Origin of the sequence: Acinetobacter sp. H1(2024) (genome assembly GCF_046557555.1) — a bacterium.
In the GTDB taxonomy this organism is placed as follows: Bacteria; Pseudomonadota; Gammaproteobacteria; order Pseudomonadales; family Moraxellaceae; genus Acinetobacter; species Acinetobacter seifertii.
Genome location: NZ_JBKGFO010000003.1, coordinates 155,617 through 175,297 on the forward strand (window position 1 = coordinate 155,617; position 19,681 = coordinate 175,297).

Below are 19,681 nucleotides of genomic sequence, written 5' to 3' on the forward strand. Positions count from 1 at the left end.
TTAATAAAACAGGGGAACTTCTCTTAAATATTTGCAGTTAAAACTATTCAGTTTAAACGCACGGTACACTACAATAGCGAAGATATTTTATCATATCAGGAAAAATATCATGTCGGGTCTATTGTTTGTCGTTTCTGCTGCATCAGGAACGGGCAAAACATCTTTGGTGAAAGCCCTACTTGACCGTGTAAGCAATTTACATGTTTCAGTTTCGCATACTACCCGAGGTCAACGACCAGGTGAATTAGATGGTGTTCACTATCACTTCACAACAAAAGATGACTTTTTAGACCAAGTTAACCAAGATGGATTTATTGAATACGCTGAAGTATTCGGTAACTACTATGGCACTTCGCAAGCAACCGTCAAACAACAGTTAGCTCAAGGACATGATGTCTTGCTTGAAATTGATTGGCAAGGTGCAGAGCAAGTACGTAAGCTGTTTCCTGAATCTAAACAAATTTTTATTTTACCGCCTACTCAATTTGACTTACGTCAGCGTTTATCTAATCGCGGTACAGATTCTGTTGAAGTGATCGAACATCGTTTAAGCTGTGCTGTTGAAGATATGCAGCATTATACGAACTTTGACTACATCATTATCAATGATGATTTTAATAAAGCCTTGCATGAGCTTGAAGCTGTGATTACAGCGAACCGTCTAGTGCTATCTCAGCAAGCAAAAAGACACCAAACATTAATTCAAGACTTGATTACTCCTCAACCAAAACAGGAATAACTTGAGTCTAGAACGAAAGCCTTTTATACTATTTAGTCTGTTCAAATTTACCATTCCAGAACGAGAACTTTTATGGCACGCGTCACCGTTGAAGATTGTTTAGATCATGTAGACAACCGTTTTGAGCTTGTGCTCGTTGCAAGTAAACGTGCTCGTCAATTGGCACGTCAAGGCATGGAGCCAACTGTAGAATGGGATAACGACAAACCGACAGTTGTTGCTTTACGTGAAATCGCTGTAGGTCACGTAACGAAAGAAATTCTTAAACAACGTGAGCAAGATTATCAAACTTCGAGTCTTGATCTTGCCCTTTCTACAAACAGCTTGAATTTAGAAGGTTTTTCTTTCTAATTACTCCTGTTTCTATAAAAAACCATCGTTTCTTTGCGATGGTTTTTTATTTGGCTTCTTCATATTTAAAACATATTGGCAAAAACAATTATTTTCATTGAAAAAAAAATATACTTTTTCAACCGAAAAAATTGACAAGTTCCGCAATATGCTTTTCATTAAGAAGTAGATAGATTTAGTTTTTTAAGCAACAGAAAAAGGGTGGTCTATGCCAGGCGAAGAGGTCAGCCAAGCCAAGCAACAGCTCAAATTAATTATCGAACCTTACTTATCCGTAAGTGAAGTCGAGAAAGTGCTTGCTGCCTGTGATTTTGGAGATCTGGCACACACTGGTATTACACGTAAAAGTGGTGAACCCTATATTCTACATCCTATTGCTGTTAGCTGTATTTTAGCTAATATGCGATTGGACGCTGAAACTTTAATGGCAGCCCTTTTACATGATGTCATTGAAGATACTCAATATACCAAAGAAGATATTACTGAGCGATTTGGCCAAACTGTTGCAGAGCTAGTTGATGGCGTGACCAAGCTAAGCCAATCGAGTGATAAAGAATACAACAAAGCTGCGTCTTTCAGAAAAATTCTACAAGCAACACTACAAGATCCACGCGTCATTATTATTAAACTAGCCGATCGCTATCATAATATGACAACCTTAGGTGCTTTGCGTCCTGATAAACGTGCTCGTATCGCGCAAGAAACTTTTGATATTTTTGTACCTATGGCAAGATTAGTCGGCATGAATGAAATGGCTGATAATCTTGAAAATTTATGTTATCAAAATCTTGATTTAGATATGTTTGATAACGTCCAGAATGCATTACTCCAAACCAAACCCGAACGATGTAAATACCAAAGCATTTGGGAACAAAATCTAGCAGAGCTTCTGCACAACTACCATATTCAAGGCCGTATTAAAAAGAAAAATAATAATATTGAACTATTACGCCATTTCGTCAAAAGCGAGATGGATTTACAAGAGCTTACCCATAGTCATGCCTTTGAAATTGTTTTACAGTCAGTTGCCGACTGTGACCGTTTATTTGCAGCATTAAAAGAAAATTTTCAAGTTATCGAATACCAAGACCATATTCGACGCCCATTACCTGGCGGTAATCAGTCTTTATTAATCAAGCTTAAAGGCGAAAAAACCACACTATCACTCACCATTCAAACTGAACTCATGCGTAAAGCCGCACGTTTCGGTGTAGTACTCGGTGAAAATGCTCCACAAACTTGCCGGTCTGCCATTCAGGCATCAATGCAGAACTTAAATACACTCATTGATGGTGAATGTGCTAAAACAACTTTTAATGATTTATTAGATTACTTACATCAAGAAAAAATTTGGGTTTACACCCCACATGGGCAACTACACGAATTACCACAAGGCGCAACGGTAGTTGACTTTGCTTATTCAGCAAGCCTTTTCTTGGGTAACCATGCAGTAGGTGCAAAAGTTGATGGTGAAATTAAACCACTTTCAACTCCCCTAGTCAGTGGACAGGTAATTGAAATCATTACTGATGTTTTAGCAACTCCAAATCCGGACTGGTTAAGCTTCATTAATACTCAAAAAGCCCGCCGTGCGTTACAACATGTACTCAAAGATCAAGATATTGAAGAACAACGTTTAGTGGGTGCACAGGCACTTTCACGAGCATTAAAACTCTTTAACCGTTCAATCAATGATCTTTCAGAAGCAGATTGGCTAGATCTTTTACAATGGCGTCATATTGATAATAAAGATGCATTATTTGAGCAAATCGCAGTTGGAGACTTACTTCCTCAACTCGTAGCCAATCATTTGTTTGCAAATGACAAACATCCACAAGTAGAAAATTCAGACCGATTAATTCAGGGTACTGAAGGCATCGATGTTAAATATGCTCACTGCTGCAATCCAGTTTTGGGCGATCTCATTCAAGGTCACTTAACACGCCGTGGATTAATTGTGCATCGTATTCGTTGTCATAATTTACTGCATGAACAGCATTTGCATCCAGAAAATATCATGCCGCTTCAATGGAAAGCAGATGATGTAGATGATGTACGCTTTACTGCCTACCTTGCGATTTATATGGCTATGAATGATGAACAGGTATCAGACCTTATCTATCAATGCCGTAAAAATAATGCAGGGGTAGAAATGGTACATTCCAACGAGCAACGAACTTTCTTCAATATTGTGGTGAACAATCGTAAGCATATTGCAAAAGTTATTCGTGATTTACGCATGCACTACGGATTCCCACGTATTGAACGCTTAGATGCCCCAGCTCCGCAGGCGGAAATTTCCAAAGTTAGCTAAAATTTGTTCTGCTTTACTAAAATCTAACTTTCCAAAATCACTTAATTAATTAAATCGATGATACTTTTGTCAAAACGTATCATCGATTATGATGGAAAAAGATTTAATCAAGGAGAACCAAATGTCCCGTCAAGTCATTCATACTGAAAATGCCCCTGCTGCTATCGGCACATATTCTCAAGCCATTTTAGTGGGTAATACATTATATCTATCAGGGCAAATTGGTTTAGACCCATACAGTATGGAACTCGTCGACGGTATTGAAGCTCAAATCCGCCGCGTATTTGATAACCTAAAAGCAGTTTGTGAAGCCGCAGGTGGCTCACTTGCAGATATTGCAAAGCTCAATATTTTTCTCACTGATTTATCTAACTTCCAACTTGTAAACCAAATCATGGGTGAATATTTTGCTCAGCCATATCCAGCTCGCGCTGCACTTGGGGTAGCAAGTTTACCCAAAGGTGCATTAGTTGAAATGGACGGTATTGTTATTATTAATCAATAAGAGAACAATTTAATTCTTAAATATTTAGTGAAAAACGTAAATACCACCGTGCTTAAAAATCTGGACAACTCTCAGATTTCCGCTTAGGTGGTATTTTTTTATCCAAAATCCCAATAAAGATAAATGAGATTTTAAATGAATTTCATTGACAAACGATAATAATTATCAATAATATCAATTATCGCATTTATGTTTGGGGATCACTCCCATGTACGTTTGCTTGTGTCGTGGCATTACAGATCAAGATATCAAAGACGCTATTGAAAATGGCGCTGAAAGCTATCGTGAAATTCGCGATTTGCTTGACCTTGGTACTTGCTGCGGACGCTGTGTACCAGAAGCACGTGCTATTATTAGTGATGAATTAGCTGAAATTGCTGCTCGTATTTCTGTAGCTGCATAATAAAAGTTAGTATTTAACAGTAAATTATTGACTCCTCCACCGCTTTTTGCGGAACGTTCATTGTTCCTCATTCAAGCGGTTTTTTTTGGAAGGAAACTCACCTTTACCAATATTGTGTTGTTTTTGATTGCGATTTTCATTTGCTGTTCTATAAATTACTCGCCATCTCCATGATTGTTCACTAAAATGAACTCATAGATTGCCTTAATTGGATTAAGGCAGAAATTGTTTTGGAGTAGCTACAATGAAAGGCAATCGTGATGTGATTAATCAGCTTAACCAAGTGCTGTATCATCATTTAACTGCAATTAACCAATACTTTTTACACTCTCGCATGTTCAATGACTGGGGGATTGAACAACTCGGTTCTGCTGAATATAAAGAATCAATTCGTCAAATGAAGCATGCTGACAAAATTATTGAGCGTATCTTATTTTTAGAAGGCCTTCCAAATCTTCAACATCTAGGTAAATTATATATTGGTCAACATACAGAAGAAGTTCTGCAATGTGATATTCGCAAAGTGAAAGAAAACATTGAAGCCATTCAAAAAGCAGTCGCTTTAGCTGAAACTGAACAAGATTATGTAACGCGTGATTTAGTACAAGAAATTTTAGAAAAAGAAGAAGAATATTGGGATTGGTTAGATACTCAAATTGACCTTATCGGTAGCGTTGGTATCGAAAATTATATCCAGAGCCAAATGTAATTTCCCATAAAAAAATCCCCTTGAGAACAAGGGGATTTTTTTTATTTATCTTTTAGTAATTGCGGCAGTGTTATTTGCTGTCCATAAAGGTGCTGCAAAATAAATATTTGTTGCTCTGCTTGATCTACTTTTCCATTGTAAGCAAGTAACTGAGCATATTTACGCAAATTATATGGAGTTGCTTTGTTCTTCACAAAATTTCCCCATTGAATTAATTCTGCTTCAGATAAGGATACATTAGGATTAAGTGCAATCCACTTTAAACGCTGATCAAATTGAGTTAAAACAAAAATTCGATCGCTTCCCATAAACTCAGCATTTGGCTGCTTATTTTTAAATAGTAAATTACTATTCATGACATATACGTTGTAATCACGCCAAATTGCGATTATAAGCACCAAGCCTATACCCCATACTAAACGCAAAAGCTTTTTACTTAATACAACGCCTTTCAGTATTGGAGTCTGTGCTTGAATTACACCTAATAAAAAGCCACAAGTCAGTAAGAAATAGGCATAGCGCTGCGGAAACTCCAACATGGCGTGAATAAGCACAGTACAGACCATCATCACTGCGATAATCGAGATTGTTTCTTTTGCTTGTTGATTTAGCCAAAATAACCAACATGTAAAGTAAGCAATAATCACCGCACCAAGTGGAATACCATTCCAAATAATAAGATCTAGCAACACATTATGAGCGCTGGTCGTCCACTCCGTCGTTGGAAAAAGAGCATAAGCAGACATTTGAGCAACACTGGTTTGATTCCAGCCATATCCCAGCCACGGATGTTGCTGTACAGCGAGTAACATTTGGGTCCAGATATTGAAGCGTAAGTAACCAGAACTTGCCCGTTCAGCCAAGCTACTCGCCTGAGTTATATCTGTATGTGACCATGTTTCAATTAAGCTTGTAATAAACGGTAAAACTAAGCCCGCCATGAGGAAAAAGCCAGCACACCAAAGTAGGCCTTGAAATAACCCAAACCGCTTAGGTTTGTTAAATTGCTTAACAGCCCAATAGATAAGTAAAAACGGCAAAACAATCCAAGAGGTTCGTGATTGACTCAGAACAACTACAAATAAAATAGTTAGTGCTGATGGCAAGAGCAACCAAACTGAAGCCTTGTTCTTTTCATATAAATATAAGCATCCTAATAATCCCATAATGAGAAAGGTTGCCATATTATTCGGTTGCCCAAAATTACCGTAAGGTCTATTACCAATCAAATGCAACATGTGAGCAAAATGTGTATCAATATTTAACCACTGACAAACTGCAATAAGACTAGTTGCAACCGAAACAATAACAGTAAGTAAACTAAACCCTGTAAAAATTTGATCTCGCTGCTGTTGATCTAATGGCAGATTATAGCCAGCCACAACCATTAACCAAAAGCCTAATAAGTAAAGTGAACTTAACAAAGCTGTACTAAAATCGAAAATTAGACCAAAAGCCCACTGCACCACTGGAATTAAAATAAATGGCAATAGTAATAATTGTGCCCGTGGAATTTTTACATTTTGATAAAAAAGTGCAGCTAAGACACTTAAACCTGCTGCAAAAGTACTTATCTCACTAGAGAACATCACCCAAGGGTTATAGTGAAATGGCGATAGCCACGCAAAACCCAACAGAATTGCTGCGAGGAACAGAAAGAATACTTGCATAAAGACAGGTTATAAGCCAAAAACTTGAAAAGGATTATACATGGAAGAAAGTGAGAAGAATTAGCTTGTATATGTATCTTACCACAAGATTTCCTAACTTATTTCCATGGTCGCAAATCTACAATTTTAACCACTTGAGCTGAGTTTTTATCCATTAAAACAACCATATCTATAGCATTGGCTTTTAAAGGAACCCATGAATTGGCTTCTGGATATTTTTTTAAAATATTTTCTACTTGCTGTTTAGAGTTATACTTTTCCAATTCTTTCAAATTTTGAACTTTATTTCGTATAAGTGATTTAACCTGCACCAAGTCAACATAAAGTTCTGGTCGTTGAGCAGAAGAAACACCACTAAATATTTCTTCAAACATACTTTTACTACGTTCTTCCTTATTTTTTGGCACTTTAACAGCGGCAAATTGCGGATTAAACCAAGAAGGGTACCGGAATTGTGGCTGAGTTATTTGAATATTGGCCTCAATAATTTCATTATTACGTACAAGTTCAAAACGATCTACGTTATAAACTAACCAAGCAGGCCGACCTTGAGCAATGCTATATAAACCATATCCTAAAGCTAAAATTTGAATAAGAATAATTGCAGCTAAATCAAATTTGAGTGTTTTTTTTGCTTCTTTATATACTAAAAAACTTAAAGTAGGACCCAATATAACATCTATAGCTATCATCATTAAAAAAATCTGAATAACACCAACAGCTTTAGCTAAAGGTTGCGAATACCAAACAAAAAACACCCATAGAAGAATTAAAAAAGCGAACAAGAAAGAAATTAACAAATGGTACAAAAAGAATTTAGATCTCATTGTTAACAATTTTTTCATAGTTTCATTTCCCCGTGTTTTTCCAACCAAATATCAATGAGTCATTAACCTGATATAAAGATTCTGTACTAAATTTCTTATGATGTAGTTTTTCAATAATCAATAAATGCTTTTTTGCTTCATGAAGCTGGTTATTAAGAGCAAGGGCCTGCGCATAACGATATAAAGCAGTTGGTGTAGCATAACGATATGACACTGATTTCATCCAATTTAATTCATCTTTTGACATATTAGCTACGGGAGGTGTACGAATAAATTTCAGTTGGTCTCGAAGTTGACTAAGTAATAAAATTTTAGGAGCTGATCGATTAGCATGAATATTTCCAATATTAAGAGACTCAAAACGTGCTAATTGAACATCTTTTTCTATAGCTTTATATTCTAAAAAAATCCAAATATATAAAGAAAAAGCAGAAACTATAAACATAGAAAATAACTTATTATTTACTCTTATAGTTTTCGTATTATTATTTTCGCTCTGTACCAATCCTAATAAAAATCCAACTGGTAAAAGGAAAAAGGCATATTCCAGCGGAAATTCTAGCATTCCATGAACTAAAACTGCCCCCACCATAGATAAAGCAGCAAAAGATTCTATAGAAATAGTTAGTTTACTTAATTGATATAACCACCAGCCAATAAAACCAACAATTAATATACCTAATGGTATTCCATTCCATATAAATATATCTAATATAATATTATGACTATGTTCAACCCACTCATGTGTTGGATATTTTAGAAAAACAGTTAATTGAGCAACACTTACCTGATTCCATCCATAACCAAATAAGGGTTGTTCTTTTATTGCTATTAGCATCTGCTTCCACATTGGAATACGTAAATAGCCGGTTGTAGTACGAGTTATGATATCGGCTGTACCAATTACTCCCAATGAACTTGAGACTTCCGGCAAAATCAATATAAACAAAATATAAACTAACAAAAAATAAAATATTAAATTTTTATTCAATCTCATTTCTAAGTAGTTGCTTTTCCAAAACCACCAAATTATGAAAACTAAAATAAAAATCCAAGATGTACGCGATTGAGTTAATGCGATACCAAAAAAAATAAAAGTGCCAATTAAAACAAGACCAATTTTATTTATATATCTTTTTTCATATATATATAAACTTGACATCAACCCCATTGAAAGAAAAGTTGCACATGTATTAGGTTGAGCAAAATTACCATATGGCCTGGAGGATTGAAACAAATCAACAACCCATATACTTCCATTACTCAATAGCAACCATTGATTTATCTCGATATAAATACAGATTATACCATTAAATAAAATTATAAAAAAAAACCATTTATAAATTTCTTTATTTTCTTTTCCAATCAAAAAACCACATACCAAAGCAAGAACAAAACCTAATATATAAATAACTGCGATTAAAGCATCTCCAAAAAAAAATATCTTACCTGCCAAAAATTGTAAAATTGGTATAAAAACAATTGAAGATAAATATATAAATGATAATGGTAAAAATATTATTTGTTTTTGTTTAATAAAACTTATACTTAAAATTAATAATGCTAAAAATGCAAGGAAATCACTATGTGCAGCAAGCCAAGGCATATAATGATTAGGAATCAACCAAGCGGAACTCATTAAAAACGCTGCAAAAATAAAAATATATCGTACTAACATAATAATTTCTTATTTAGAAGAAAAAGAAAGGGATGCATAAACATCCCCTCTATACTACTAATTTATTAATTAAGCACCGCGGCATGAACCTGGTAAATATTTTGTAGGCATAGTACCTGGGCCACATTTCCAAGCCCCAACAGAAGTACCAATATTTGTACTTGTCATAGCAGTACCATTAGCTAAAGTTGGTGTCATAACAATCGTACTACTTCCAGCAGCTTTTAAAGATGGATCGTTTGTAGTTGTTACAGTAATTACACCATTTTGATCTGTTGTTACTTGCTGTACATATTTAGAAGCTGCACTTGAACTAGTACCAACTTCACATCCCCAACCATTTGCACCTGGCAAAGAACCACTTGCTGATTGATAAACTTCAGTTACTGTCGTACGGCATGCTGAACCAGCTAAAATTGCTTCAGATACTTTTGCACGAACTGTATAATCTTGATATGCAGGTAACGCGACAGCCGCCAAAATACCAATAATCGCAACCACGATCATAAGTTCAATTAATGTAAAACCTTTTTGTGCATTCATAGCCTTTTCCCCAAAGATTGTATATATGTTTTTATATAAGCTTTTTAAGCTACCAACTATATTGCAGCAATCATGCCAACTTTTATTTTCATTTAAAAACAGCAAGTTAAGATTCATTAAAATTAATTTTATTTATATATTAAGCACATAAGTGACAAAAATTGTCACTGTAATTTTATTAGGATTGAATCACTAATAAAAATTACTTCACATCCTATTTCTTTTTTTTACTCTTTAATGTGACAAAAATCTCTTTAAAAGCAGCCAAATAGATGACAATTTTTGTCAACTACCTTATTTGGAATAATTTTTAAAAACGCTATTTTTTTAAGCAGATAAGCTAATTAATAATAATCGGTGCATTGCCCAATTCATTATTTTGATCTGGCATAGTTTCATCGTAAAAAAGTGACATCACATCACCAATTTGCTGAACCCCAATCACTACAGCTTGTAGATACTGTTTTTGTTTAAGCTGCTGCACAATAGACTCGCAAATCTGTTGCCATATCTGCTCAGTCGTCGCACTTCTAATACCACGATCAAATATAATTTCCACAGTGCGCTCACATAAATTTAAATAGAGCAGCACACCGCTATTAAGCTCAGTATCCCAAACCCCAAGTTCTGCAAATAGTTGTTGTGCCCTTAAGCGCGTATTTTGTCTATACGCTTGTGAACAAGGAATATGCCCTTCTATAACGACCTGTATTTCACCGACATGACCAAGTTCTGCTTGTTGAACAGCTTTAGTAATCGCTTGTTTATCCTTTTTACTAAAATAACGGCTACTCGCAGGAAAATAACATAGATGCTTAAACCAACGTTTTAAACTTGGCTCTACAAATTCCTCAATTTTGGGTTGAGTAATAATTTGTGTTGTTTCTGATGTTGTTACCATGAGCCTGAAGCACCTCCACCGCCAAAACGACCTCCACCACCGCCATAGCCTCCGCCACCACCGCCAAAGCCGCCACCGCCGCGACCACCACCAGAACCACTTAAAATAGCCTGTAAAATAAGTTGGGCTATTGAGGTAATGAGCAAAAAGAAGATACCAAATCCAAGTAATAAACTAGTAACCAAGCCAGCACCGTTTACAAAGCCTGCTACTGCTGCGGCAACACCTGCGGTAGAAGCACTAAGAGGTCGACCAACAATAAATGAACCTACAATTCCGGCAATAAGAATAAACAATGCCATCGTCAGCGTTGTTTGTTTGGCTTGTTGTTCTTCGGCAGCCTGATGTTGGCGCTCTTTTAAATCTTGGGCAGCTTGCTGAGCAACTTCCGGATCTAGATTTAAAATTCTTGTAATTTCATCGACACCAGCATTTAAGCCTTGTGCATATTGGGCTTGTTTAAAGTAAGGTGTAATTTGATTTCTAATAATTCGGCTTGCAACGATATCAGGTAATACGCCTTCTAAACCATATCCAGTTAGAATTTGTATTCTATGATCATTAATTGCAACTGCGATAAGCAAACCATTATCACGTTTACTTGAACCAAGTTGCCATTTCTCACCGACACGCAAAGCGTAATCAAAAATATCTTCTTGGCCCGTAGTCGGCACAATCACGATACCTATTTGTGCTTTACCTTGCTGATATAAATTTAAAATTTTCTGATCAAGTTGCTGCTTTTCAGCTTCACTTAAAATATTGGCTTGATCAATGACAGGCTGATTTAATGTAGGTAAACCACGAATTGATTCACCAGCAGCCATGTCATTTGCAACCTGAGCTTGAGGCGCGGCACTTGAAGCAGCCTGCTCATTTACTTTAGGCTTCGATGCTTGAGCTTGCTGCTGTTGAATAATTTTACCTGCCACCACCGTGTCAGTTTCATCTGTAGCAGTGGCAATATTATTCTCACTCCAAGCCGCACTCTGAAAAAGAACACTGCAGCAAAGCACCATTAAGGTAATAACGAATACCTTAATTTGCTTAGACTGAAGCAATATCGTATTTCTCATGCGGTACTTCCTTGATTTAAATTAATCAAAAGAAACTTTTGGAGCCTGTTGAGCCGATGCTTCCGCAGAGAAATTAGCTTTCGGATGCATACCAATCACTTTTGCTGTTACAGCTTGTGGGAACTGACGGACATAAGAGTTATAGTCCTGAACAGTTGTAATATAACGATTACGTGCCACAGCAATTCGGTTTTCTGTACCCTCAAGCTGAACCTGTAATTCTTGGAATTGAGTGTTGGCTTTTAAATCTGGGTAATTTTCTGAAACAGCAATAAGTCGAGATAGTGCACCTGTTAACTGGCTTTGTGCTTGTTGATATTTTTCCAGTAATGCTGGGTCTTCTAATACTTCTTTATCAACTTTCAAACCTGCAACATTTGCACGTGCTTGAGTGACTTCTGTTAATACTTGCTCTTCATGTTTAGCATAGCCTTTAACCACATTTACAAGGTTTGGTACCAAATCTGATCGACGTTGATATTGGTTTTGTACTTCAGACCACGCCGCTGTTACAGCCTCATCTTTGACCTGTAAAGTATTATAGCCGCAGCCAGAAAATAGTAAGGTGCTTGCAAGTGTTGTCGCGATTACCAGTTGTTTAAACGTTTTCATCGTCACTTCATCCTCAAGTTTTTCTTTATATTTTTAACCTCTTGTCTCGATTGTATGATGAATTTGGCATTATTGTGTTGCTTTTATTTTATAAATTAAAAAAACCGGATCTTTAAATCCGGTTTTTATTTTAGCTTGGTCGTTGCATTGTTTCTTCTTGGAAACTTGTCATTTGATATTCACCAGCCAAATAGCTTTTCCAGTAATCGACCATATGTCCATAATCTGTTTGACTCGGATGAAAGTCTTTTTTGTAATAAGCAAAATATTCAGGTGTAAGTTGTATAAGCATTTTAACAAGTAAATATACGCCAAAAATATTTCCACCTATTTTAGGTAAGCTTTTCCATTTATCTTGCCAAAATAAACGAGTTGTCCCATAGAAAGCGAGACTTGCAAATCCTGTAGTGACACTACGCATTAATAATCGACGAATACGGTCATCACCATAGACATGTTGATAGACATCAAATGCAACTGAACGATGTTCAATTTCTTCAATGGCGTGCCAAACCCAAAGCTTTAGAGCATCTTGATCTAAAGTTTTTAGTAGTTCGGGATGCTGTAAAATATATCCACCAAGCAAAGCCGTAAAATGCTCAAATGCACATGTCAGTGCCAGCTGTAGCTTAGGTGGAATTGTTCTTAAATATTTATCACGTTCATTTAGCCACGCTTGAAAACGGTCCAAATTATAGTCTTCACGGCGCCAAGCCTCATTAAATTCACCATGCGCTTTCGAATGCATCGCTTCTTGCCCAATAAAAGCTGCAATTTGTGCCTGTAGTTGAGGGTCTGAAACTTTGTCGCGCACATTACGCACACTATTTACAAAAAACTGCTCTCCTACTGGAAATGTTGAAGAAAGTGCAGTTAAAAAATGAGACATTAAAGGCGAGTTCGCAAAATAATAGCGCGTGATTGCTTGAGGATTAAACTCAAGGCGACGTACTGTAATACCCAACGCTTTTCGACGATTTAAATATGATTTTTCTGACGTCATACCTGCGATGTTCATACTCAACACCTACTGTATTGAAGAAGGAAGCTTTGAGTATGTCTTGGGATTTAAGCACTAAAAAGGGCAAAAAAGCTTATTGTATTTGCCAAAAACGTCAAACTGACTAATGGTAAACAATAAAAAAAGCCTACTTGAAGTAGGCTTTTTTTAGTGATTTAACAAATTAATTTATTAAACACCAAGGTAATCTAAAATACCTTCAGCGGCTTGACGGCCTTCCCAAATCGCAGTCACGACTAGGTCTGAGCCACGTACCATATCACCACCAGCAAAGATTTTCGGGTTTGATGTCTGGAATTTGAATTCTTGCTTTTCAGCTGCAATAACACGGCCTGAACCATCAAGATTGATATTCACATTACCAAACCAGTCTGCTGGGCTTGGACGGAAACCAAACGCTAGTAAAACTGCATCGGCTGGTAAAACTTCTTCAGAACCCGGAATTGGTTCAGGGCTACGGCGGCCACGACTATCAGGTTCACCCATTTGCGTAGTTACTACTTTTACGCCTGTTACTTTGCCATTTTCACCAACAATCTCGATCGGTTGACGATTGAATAGGAATTTCACCCCCTCTTCGTAGGCATTTTTCACTTCACGTGCAGAACCCGGCATGTTGCTTTCATCACGGCGGTATGCACAAGTTACATCGTGAGCACCTTGACGCAATGAAGTACGGTTACAGTCCATAGCGGTATCACCACCACCTAGAACAATAACTTTTTTACCGTCTAAGCTAATGTATTCACTTGGATCTTTTTCCCAACCTTGGCAACGATTTACATTCGAGATCAAGAAATCAAGCGCGTCATAAACCCCATCAAGGTCTTCACCAGGGAAGCCCCCCTTCATGTATGTATAAGTTCCCATACCCATGAATACTGCATCATATTCTGCAAGTAATTCATCAATAGTGACATCTTTACCAATTTCAGTATTTAAACGGAATTCAATGCCCATACCTGTGAAAATTTCACGGCGGCGTTTCATGACATCTTTTTCCATTTTGAATTCTGGAATACCAAATGTCAGTAAGCCACCAATTTCAGGACGTTTATCAAATACAACTGGCTTAACACCACCACGAGCTAAAATATCTGCGCAGCCTAGACCTGCTGGGCCTGCACCAATAATTGCAACTTTTTTACCCGTCCATTTCACATGTGACATGTCCGGGCGCCAGCCCAAAGCAAAAGCTGTGTCATTGATGTATTTTTCAGCATTACCAATCGTTACTGCACCAAAACCATCATTTAAGGTACAAGCACCTTCACACAAACGGTCTTGTGGACAGACACGACCACATACCTCTGGTAAGGTATTTGTTTGGTGACAAAGCTCAGCAGCTTGGAAAATTTGACCTTCAGCAATCAGTTTTAACCAGTTCGGAATGTAGTTATGTACTGGGCACTTCCATTCGCAATAAGGATTACCACAACCTAAACAACGGTGAGTCTGATTAGTGACTGTTTCCGAAGTAAAAGGCTTATAAATTTCCACAAATTCTGCTTTGCGGACAGTAATATCTTTTTTCTCTGGATCTTGACGTGGTACATCCAGAAATTGAAAGTCATTATTTAGGCGTTCTGCCATGTCTCTCTCCGTGGGTAGGCGCGGATTTCACTGTTGCCCGCACCTGCCTATGTCTTTGCAGTCGTGGAATTATTGTGGGTCAGCTTGTGTTGTTTTCAAAAGCGATTGCAAGTTAGCAGCTTTTGGTTTTACAAGCCAGAATTTACGGCTGTAGAAGTCGAACTCATTGCGGATTTTATAAGCCCAAGCACTACCTGTTTCTTTGATATGCTCATCGATAATACGCAATAAGAACTCTTTATGATCTTCCATAGATTCTGTTGAAATACGATTTAAATCAATCAACTCATGGTTATAGTAATCTACGAAGTCATTATCAAGGTCAAGTACATAAGCAAAACCACCAGTCATGCCCGCACCGAAGTTATGACCTACTTTACCAAGTACAGTCACAACACCACCTGTCATATATTCACAGCAGTGATCACCCGCACCTTCGATTACAGCAAATGCGCCAGAGTTACGAACTGCAAAACGCTCACCCGCTGTACCTGCTGCAAAAAGCTTACCGCCAGTTGCACCATACAAACAGGTATTACCAATAATTGCTGTGTTTTGTGTTTGGAAAGGTGAACCTTGTGGTGGGAAAATCGAAATACGACCACCCGCCATACCTTTACCTACATAGTCGTTTGCATCACCCTCAAGACGGATGTGTAAACCACCAGCGTTCCATACACCAAGTGACTGACCAGCTGTACCAGTTAAGTTCATTACAACCGGATGTGCTTCCATACCCAAGTTGCCATAGCGACGAGCAATCTCACCCGATACACGTGCACCAATTGAACGGTCACAGTTCACAACATTAAAGTTGAATTGACCGCCTGCACTTGACTCAATTGCAGGAAGCATTTCTGCAACCATTTTCTCAGCCAATACACCTTTATCAAATGGTGCATTACCTTGTACTTCACAGTACTGCGCTTTACCTTCAGCAGCAGGATGAGAAGTTAACAATGCACTTAAATCAAGGTGAGCATGTTTTTCAGTTTCACCCGGTAATACTTCAAGTAAGTCCACGCGACCAATTAAGTCTTTAAGTGAAGCTACACCAAGAGCCGCTAACCATTCACGTGTTTCTTCTGCAATAAAGTGGAAGAAGTTAATGAGCATTTCTGGCTCGCCAATATAGTGCTCTTGACGTAAATGGTCTTGTTGAGTTGCAACACCAGTTGCACAGTTGTTTAAGTGGCAAATACGTAGATATTTACAACCTAATGCAATCATTGGTGTTGAACCAAAACCGAAACTCTCAGCACCTAAAATTGCTGCCTTAATAACATCAAGACCAGTCTTTAAACCACCATCAGTTTGTACACGTACTTTGCCACGTAAGTCATTTACACGAAGTGCCTGATGCGCTTCACTCAAGCCAAGCTCCCATGGAGAACCTGCGTGGTGAATTGAAGAAAGCGGAGACGCAGCAGTACCACCGTCATAACCAGAAATGGTAATAAAGTCTGCATATGCTTTAGCAACACCAGCAGCAATCGTACCTACACCCGGTTCAGATACCAACTTCACAGATACCATTGCTTTTGGGTTAACTTGTTTCAAGTCAAAAATCAGTTGCGACAAATCTTCAATTGAGTAAATGTCGTGATGTGGCGGAGGTGAAATAAGTGTCACACCTGGTACTGAGTAACGTAAACGCGCAATTAAGCCATTCACTTTACCACCTGGTAACTGACCACCTTCACCTGGTTTTGCACCTTGAGCAACTTTAATTTGCAAAACTTCAGCAGAAGTTAAGTAAGCAGGTGTTACACCGAAACGACCAGATGCAATTTGCTTAATTTTCGAGTTACGAATTGTGCCGTAACGTGCAGGGTCTTCACCACCCTCACCAGAGTTTGAACGACCACCAATGGTGTTCATCGCAATTGCAATAGCTTCATGAGCTTCTGGAGAAAGCGCACCTAAAGACATGCCTGCCGAGTCGAAACGAGGCAAGATATCTTCAACCGATTCAACTTGTTCAACTGGGATCGGATTAGTTGTTTTTAACTTAAATAAGTCACGAATAGTCGCTACTGGACGGTTATTTACCAATTCAGCATATTCTTTAAAGTCTTCGTATTTACCAGAGCGAACCGCTTTATGTAGTGAGTTAATCACATCTGGGTTAAACGCATGGTACTCTTTACCAAATACGAATTTAAGCAAACCACCCTGATCAATTGGCTTACGACTAGACCAAGCTGTCGCCGCTAATTTTTTCTGGTCTTTTTCGAGGTCAGCAAATGTTGCACCTTGAATACGACTTGGAACGCCCAAGAAACATTGATCTACTACTTCAGAAGATAAGCCTACTGCTTCAAAAAGCTGACCACCACGGTAAGAAGCTACTGTCGAGATACCCATTTTCGAAAGAACTTTTAACAAGCCTTTCTCAATACCTTTACGGAAGTTTGCTTGTGCATGAATCGGATCACCTAAAAGCTCACCTTTAGCAATCAAATCATTGATCACGTCATACGCAAGGTATGGATAAACAGCGGTTGCACCAAAACCAAGTAATACCGCAAATTGATGCGGATCACGTGCAAAACCAGTTTCAACCATGATGTTTGCATCAGTTCGCAGACCAGTTTTGATGAGGTAATGATGTACCGCACCTGTTGCAAGTGCTGCGTTTGCTGGTAATAAACCTTGGCTGATATTTTTATCTGTTAAGACAATTAAAGTTTTGCCATCACGGACTGCTTGCGCCGCTTCTTCACAGATACGTGTAATCGCAGCTTGCAAACCTTCTTCTTCGGCATAGTTTAAGTTGATATCAACTGCTTCATAACCCGGACGCTCAATGCTACGGATTTGCTGCATTTTTGAATTTGACAAAACTGGGCTAGAGATGATGATACGATCAGCATGCTCAGGGCCTTGCTCAAATACATTTTGCTCACGACCTAAACAGGTCTCTAACGACATTACAATTGACTCACGTAGCGGGTCAATTGGTGGGTTTGTTACCTGTGCAAACTGTTGACGGAAATAATCTGTCACGTGGCGTACTTGACGAGACAATACAGCCATAGGTGTATCATCACCCATAGAGCCTACTGCTTCCTGTCCACTTTCAGCGATTGGGCGTAGTAACTGGTCGCGCTCTTCAAATGTCACCATAAACATTTTTTGAGCTACTTTTAATGCCTCACCAGTTAAACCTTTATCAACAAGTTGCTCTTCAAGTTCTGGGTCTGCTTTTAAACGAATTGCATGATCACGTAGCCATTCGCGGTACGGACGCATGTTTTTCAAATGTGTACTCACATCTTTAGTATCGAGTACTTTACCTGTTAGGGTATCAACTACCAAAATTTGACCCGGGCCTACACGGCCTTTAGAAACTACATCTTCAGGTTCATAGCCCCAAACACCAATTTCAGATGCTAAGGTGATGTAATCATTTTTGGTAATTACCCAACGTGCAGGACGTAAACCATTACGGTCAAGCATACAAATCGCATGACGACCATCTTGAATAACAAGACCAGCAGGACCATCCCAAGCTTCCATATGCTTAGAGTTGAACTCATAGAATGCACGTAAGTCTGCATCTAAAGTTTCAACGTTTTGCCAAGCTGGTGGAACGAGCATGCGTAATGCACGGAATAAATCCATACCACCACCCACCAAAATCTCAAGCATGTTATCTAGGCTTGAAGAGTCTGAACCTGTGCGGTTTACAATCGGATTAAGCTCAGTAAGACCTGGTAATAATGGGTTTTCAAATTTAGGCGTACGTGCCAATGCCCAGTTACGGTTTGCTGTAATGGTATTGATTTCACCATTATGTGCAAGGTAACGGAATGGCTGCGCCAAAGGCCAACGCGGTAATGTATTTGTAGAGAAACGTTGGTGGAATACCACAATATGCGATTTTAAGCGCTCATCTGCCAAGTCTGTATAGAACTCAGCAATTGCCGCAGGCATCATCAAGCCTTTATAGCTAATGACTGTTGAACAAAGCGTAGTCACATAAAATAGCGGATCTTTTTGGAGTTGTTGCTCCGCACGGCGACGCGCCAAGAATAACTTACGGTTAAATTCAACCTCAGTTACACCCATTGGACAGTTCACAATGACTTGTTCAAAAGCTGGTAAAGATTGAAGCGCAATTTCACCTAACGCATCGTTATTTGTAGGAACGATACGCCAAGCAAGTACACGTAAACCTTCTGACTCGATTTCTTTCGTTAAAATATTTTTAGAGTGCTGTGCTAATGCTGGATCAATATTTAAAAATACCGTACCCACAGCAAAAATTTCACTGAGTGTAATATCACTTAGTTTTTTTGCTTCATCACGGAAAAATTGCTTTGGCATCGCCAATAATAAGCCGCAACCATCTCCCGTCTTGCCATCTGCGGCAATACCACCACGGTGCGTCATGCAACTTAAACTGTGAATCGCGGTTTCTACTAGATGATGACTTGATTCACCCTTCATATGGGCAATCAGTCCAAAACCACAGTTATCCTTAAACTCATCAGGCTGATATAAACCTTGAGCGGGAGCTACAGTATTAGGCGATGGCATGTGCATAGCGTACCCTTCTTTCAATAAGGCTCTTTCGAGCGTCAAACAAACAACTTCTTTTTGCGATAGTGCCTACCGATGATAGTTAGCTCAATGTTTCGCAAATAAAAAATTTTGGGCTGATAAGCCAATATACGCTGTTCCATTTTTACGTACACTGGTTTTTGCTAGAAAAATGTTTTGACTTATTTCGC

The 19,681-nt window shown here is 38.2% G+C and carries 16 protein-coding genes and 1 pseudogene; 7 read left to right on the forward strand and 10 right to left on the reverse strand.

The window, feature by feature from the left end; translation table 11 throughout:
• Window positions 1-109: 109 nt before the first annotated feature.
• From gmk to bfr, 7 genes and pseudogenes are all read left to right on the forward strand, one after another.
• Window positions 110-739: a guanylate kinase gene (gene gmk / locus ACLCEG_RS10290; RefSeq protein WP_004705226.1), complete on the forward strand. Its 630-nt coding sequence runs from the start codon at window positions 110-112 to the stop codon at window positions 737-739.
• Window positions 740-811: 72 nt separating this feature from the next.
• Window positions 812-1,090 (forward strand): DNA-directed RNA polymerase subunit omega, encoded by a 279-nt coding sequence (gene rpoZ, locus ACLCEG_RS10295; RefSeq protein WP_000135049.1) that lies wholly within the window; start codon window positions 812-814, stop codon window positions 1,088-1,090.
• Window positions 1,091-1,128: 38 nt separating this feature from the next.
• Window positions 1,129-1,259 (forward strand): annotated as a pseudogene (locus ACLCEG_RS10300) (hypothetical protein).
• 39 nt (window positions 1,260-1,298) lie between these two features.
• Complete coding sequence (locus ACLCEG_RS10305) at window positions 1,299-3,404, forward strand: RelA/SpoT family protein (RefSeq protein ID WP_004705224.1); 2,106 nt, start codon at window positions 1,299-1,301, stop codon at window positions 3,402-3,404.
• Window positions 3,405-3,525: 121 nt separating this feature from the next.
• Window positions 3,526-3,909, forward strand: a complete 384-nt coding sequence (locus tag ACLCEG_RS10310) for a RidA family protein (protein WP_002051728.1) — start codon at window positions 3,526-3,528, stop codon at window positions 3,907-3,909.
• A 208-nt stretch (window positions 3,910-4,117) separates the two neighbouring features.
• Entirely contained in the window at window positions 4,118-4,312 is a 195-nt protein-coding gene (locus tag ACLCEG_RS10315; RefSeq protein WP_216135547.1) for a bacterioferritin-associated ferredoxin, read from the forward strand.
• 244 nt (window positions 4,313-4,556) lie between these two features.
• A complete protein-coding gene (gene bfr, locus ACLCEG_RS10320; RefSeq protein WP_000678123.1) occupies window positions 4,557-5,021 on the forward strand; it encodes a bacterioferritin in 465 nt (154 codons plus the stop codon).
• A 41-nt stretch (window positions 5,022-5,062) separates the two neighbouring features.
• On the opposite strand, the gene ACLCEG_RS10325 is transcribed toward bfr, so the two are convergent.
• The 10 genes from ACLCEG_RS10325 to gltB form a co-directional block, all read right to left on the reverse strand.
• On the reverse strand, window positions 5,063-6,691 hold the full coding sequence (locus tag ACLCEG_RS10325; RefSeq protein ID WP_199999857.1) for a PglL family O-oligosaccharyltransferase: 1,629 nt from the start codon (window positions 6,689-6,691) through the stop codon (window positions 5,063-5,065).
• A gap of 98 nt (window positions 6,692-6,789) precedes the next feature.
• Entirely contained in the window at window positions 6,790-7,536 is a 747-nt protein-coding gene (gene tfpZ, locus ACLCEG_RS10330) for a TfpX/TfpZ family type IV pilin accessory protein (RefSeq protein WP_410567406.1), read from the reverse strand.
• A 4-nt stretch (window positions 7,537-7,540) separates the two neighbouring features.
• A complete protein-coding gene (locus ACLCEG_RS10335; protein ID WP_410567408.1) occupies window positions 7,541-9,196 on the reverse strand; it encodes a Wzy polymerase domain-containing protein in 1,656 nt (551 codons plus the stop codon).
• Window positions 9,197-9,265: 69 nt separating this feature from the next.
• Window positions 9,266-9,739 (reverse strand): pilin, encoded by a 474-nt coding sequence (locus ACLCEG_RS10340; protein WP_410567410.1) that lies wholly within the window; start codon window positions 9,737-9,739, stop codon window positions 9,266-9,268.
• 340 nt (window positions 9,740-10,079) lie between these two features.
• Complete coding sequence (locus ACLCEG_RS10345; RefSeq protein WP_410567412.1) at window positions 10,080-10,640, reverse strand: TPM domain-containing protein; 561 nt, start codon at window positions 10,638-10,640, stop codon at window positions 10,080-10,082.
• Entirely contained in the window at window positions 10,634-11,716 is a 1,083-nt protein-coding gene (locus ACLCEG_RS10350) for a TPM domain-containing protein (protein ID WP_410567414.1), read from the reverse strand. Before ACLCEG_RS10350 ends, ACLCEG_RS10345 begins: the two co-directional genes overlap by 7 nt.
• A 21-nt stretch (window positions 11,717-11,737) precedes the next feature.
• A complete protein-coding gene (locus ACLCEG_RS10355; protein ID WP_002051712.1) occupies window positions 11,738-12,328 on the reverse strand; it encodes a LemA family protein in 591 nt (196 codons plus the stop codon).
• A gap of 130 nt (window positions 12,329-12,458) precedes the next feature.
• A complete protein-coding gene (locus ACLCEG_RS10360) occupies window positions 12,459-13,346 on the reverse strand; it encodes a metal-dependent hydrolase (RefSeq protein ID WP_347016892.1) in 888 nt (295 codons plus the stop codon).
• 174 nt (window positions 13,347-13,520) lie between these two features.
• Window positions 13,521-14,942, reverse strand: a complete 1,422-nt coding sequence (locus ACLCEG_RS10365) for an FAD-dependent oxidoreductase (protein WP_347016891.1) — start codon at window positions 14,940-14,942, stop codon at window positions 13,521-13,523.
• Between the two features lie 69 nt (window positions 14,943-15,011).
• The gene (gene gltB, locus ACLCEG_RS10370) at window positions 15,012-19,487 is read right to left on the reverse strand and encodes a glutamate synthase large subunit (RefSeq protein ID WP_410567417.1); all 4,476 of its coding nucleotides are present in this window, start codon (window positions 19,485-19,487) and stop codon (window positions 15,012-15,014) included.
• Between the last annotated feature and the right edge of the window lie 194 nt (window positions 19,488-19,681).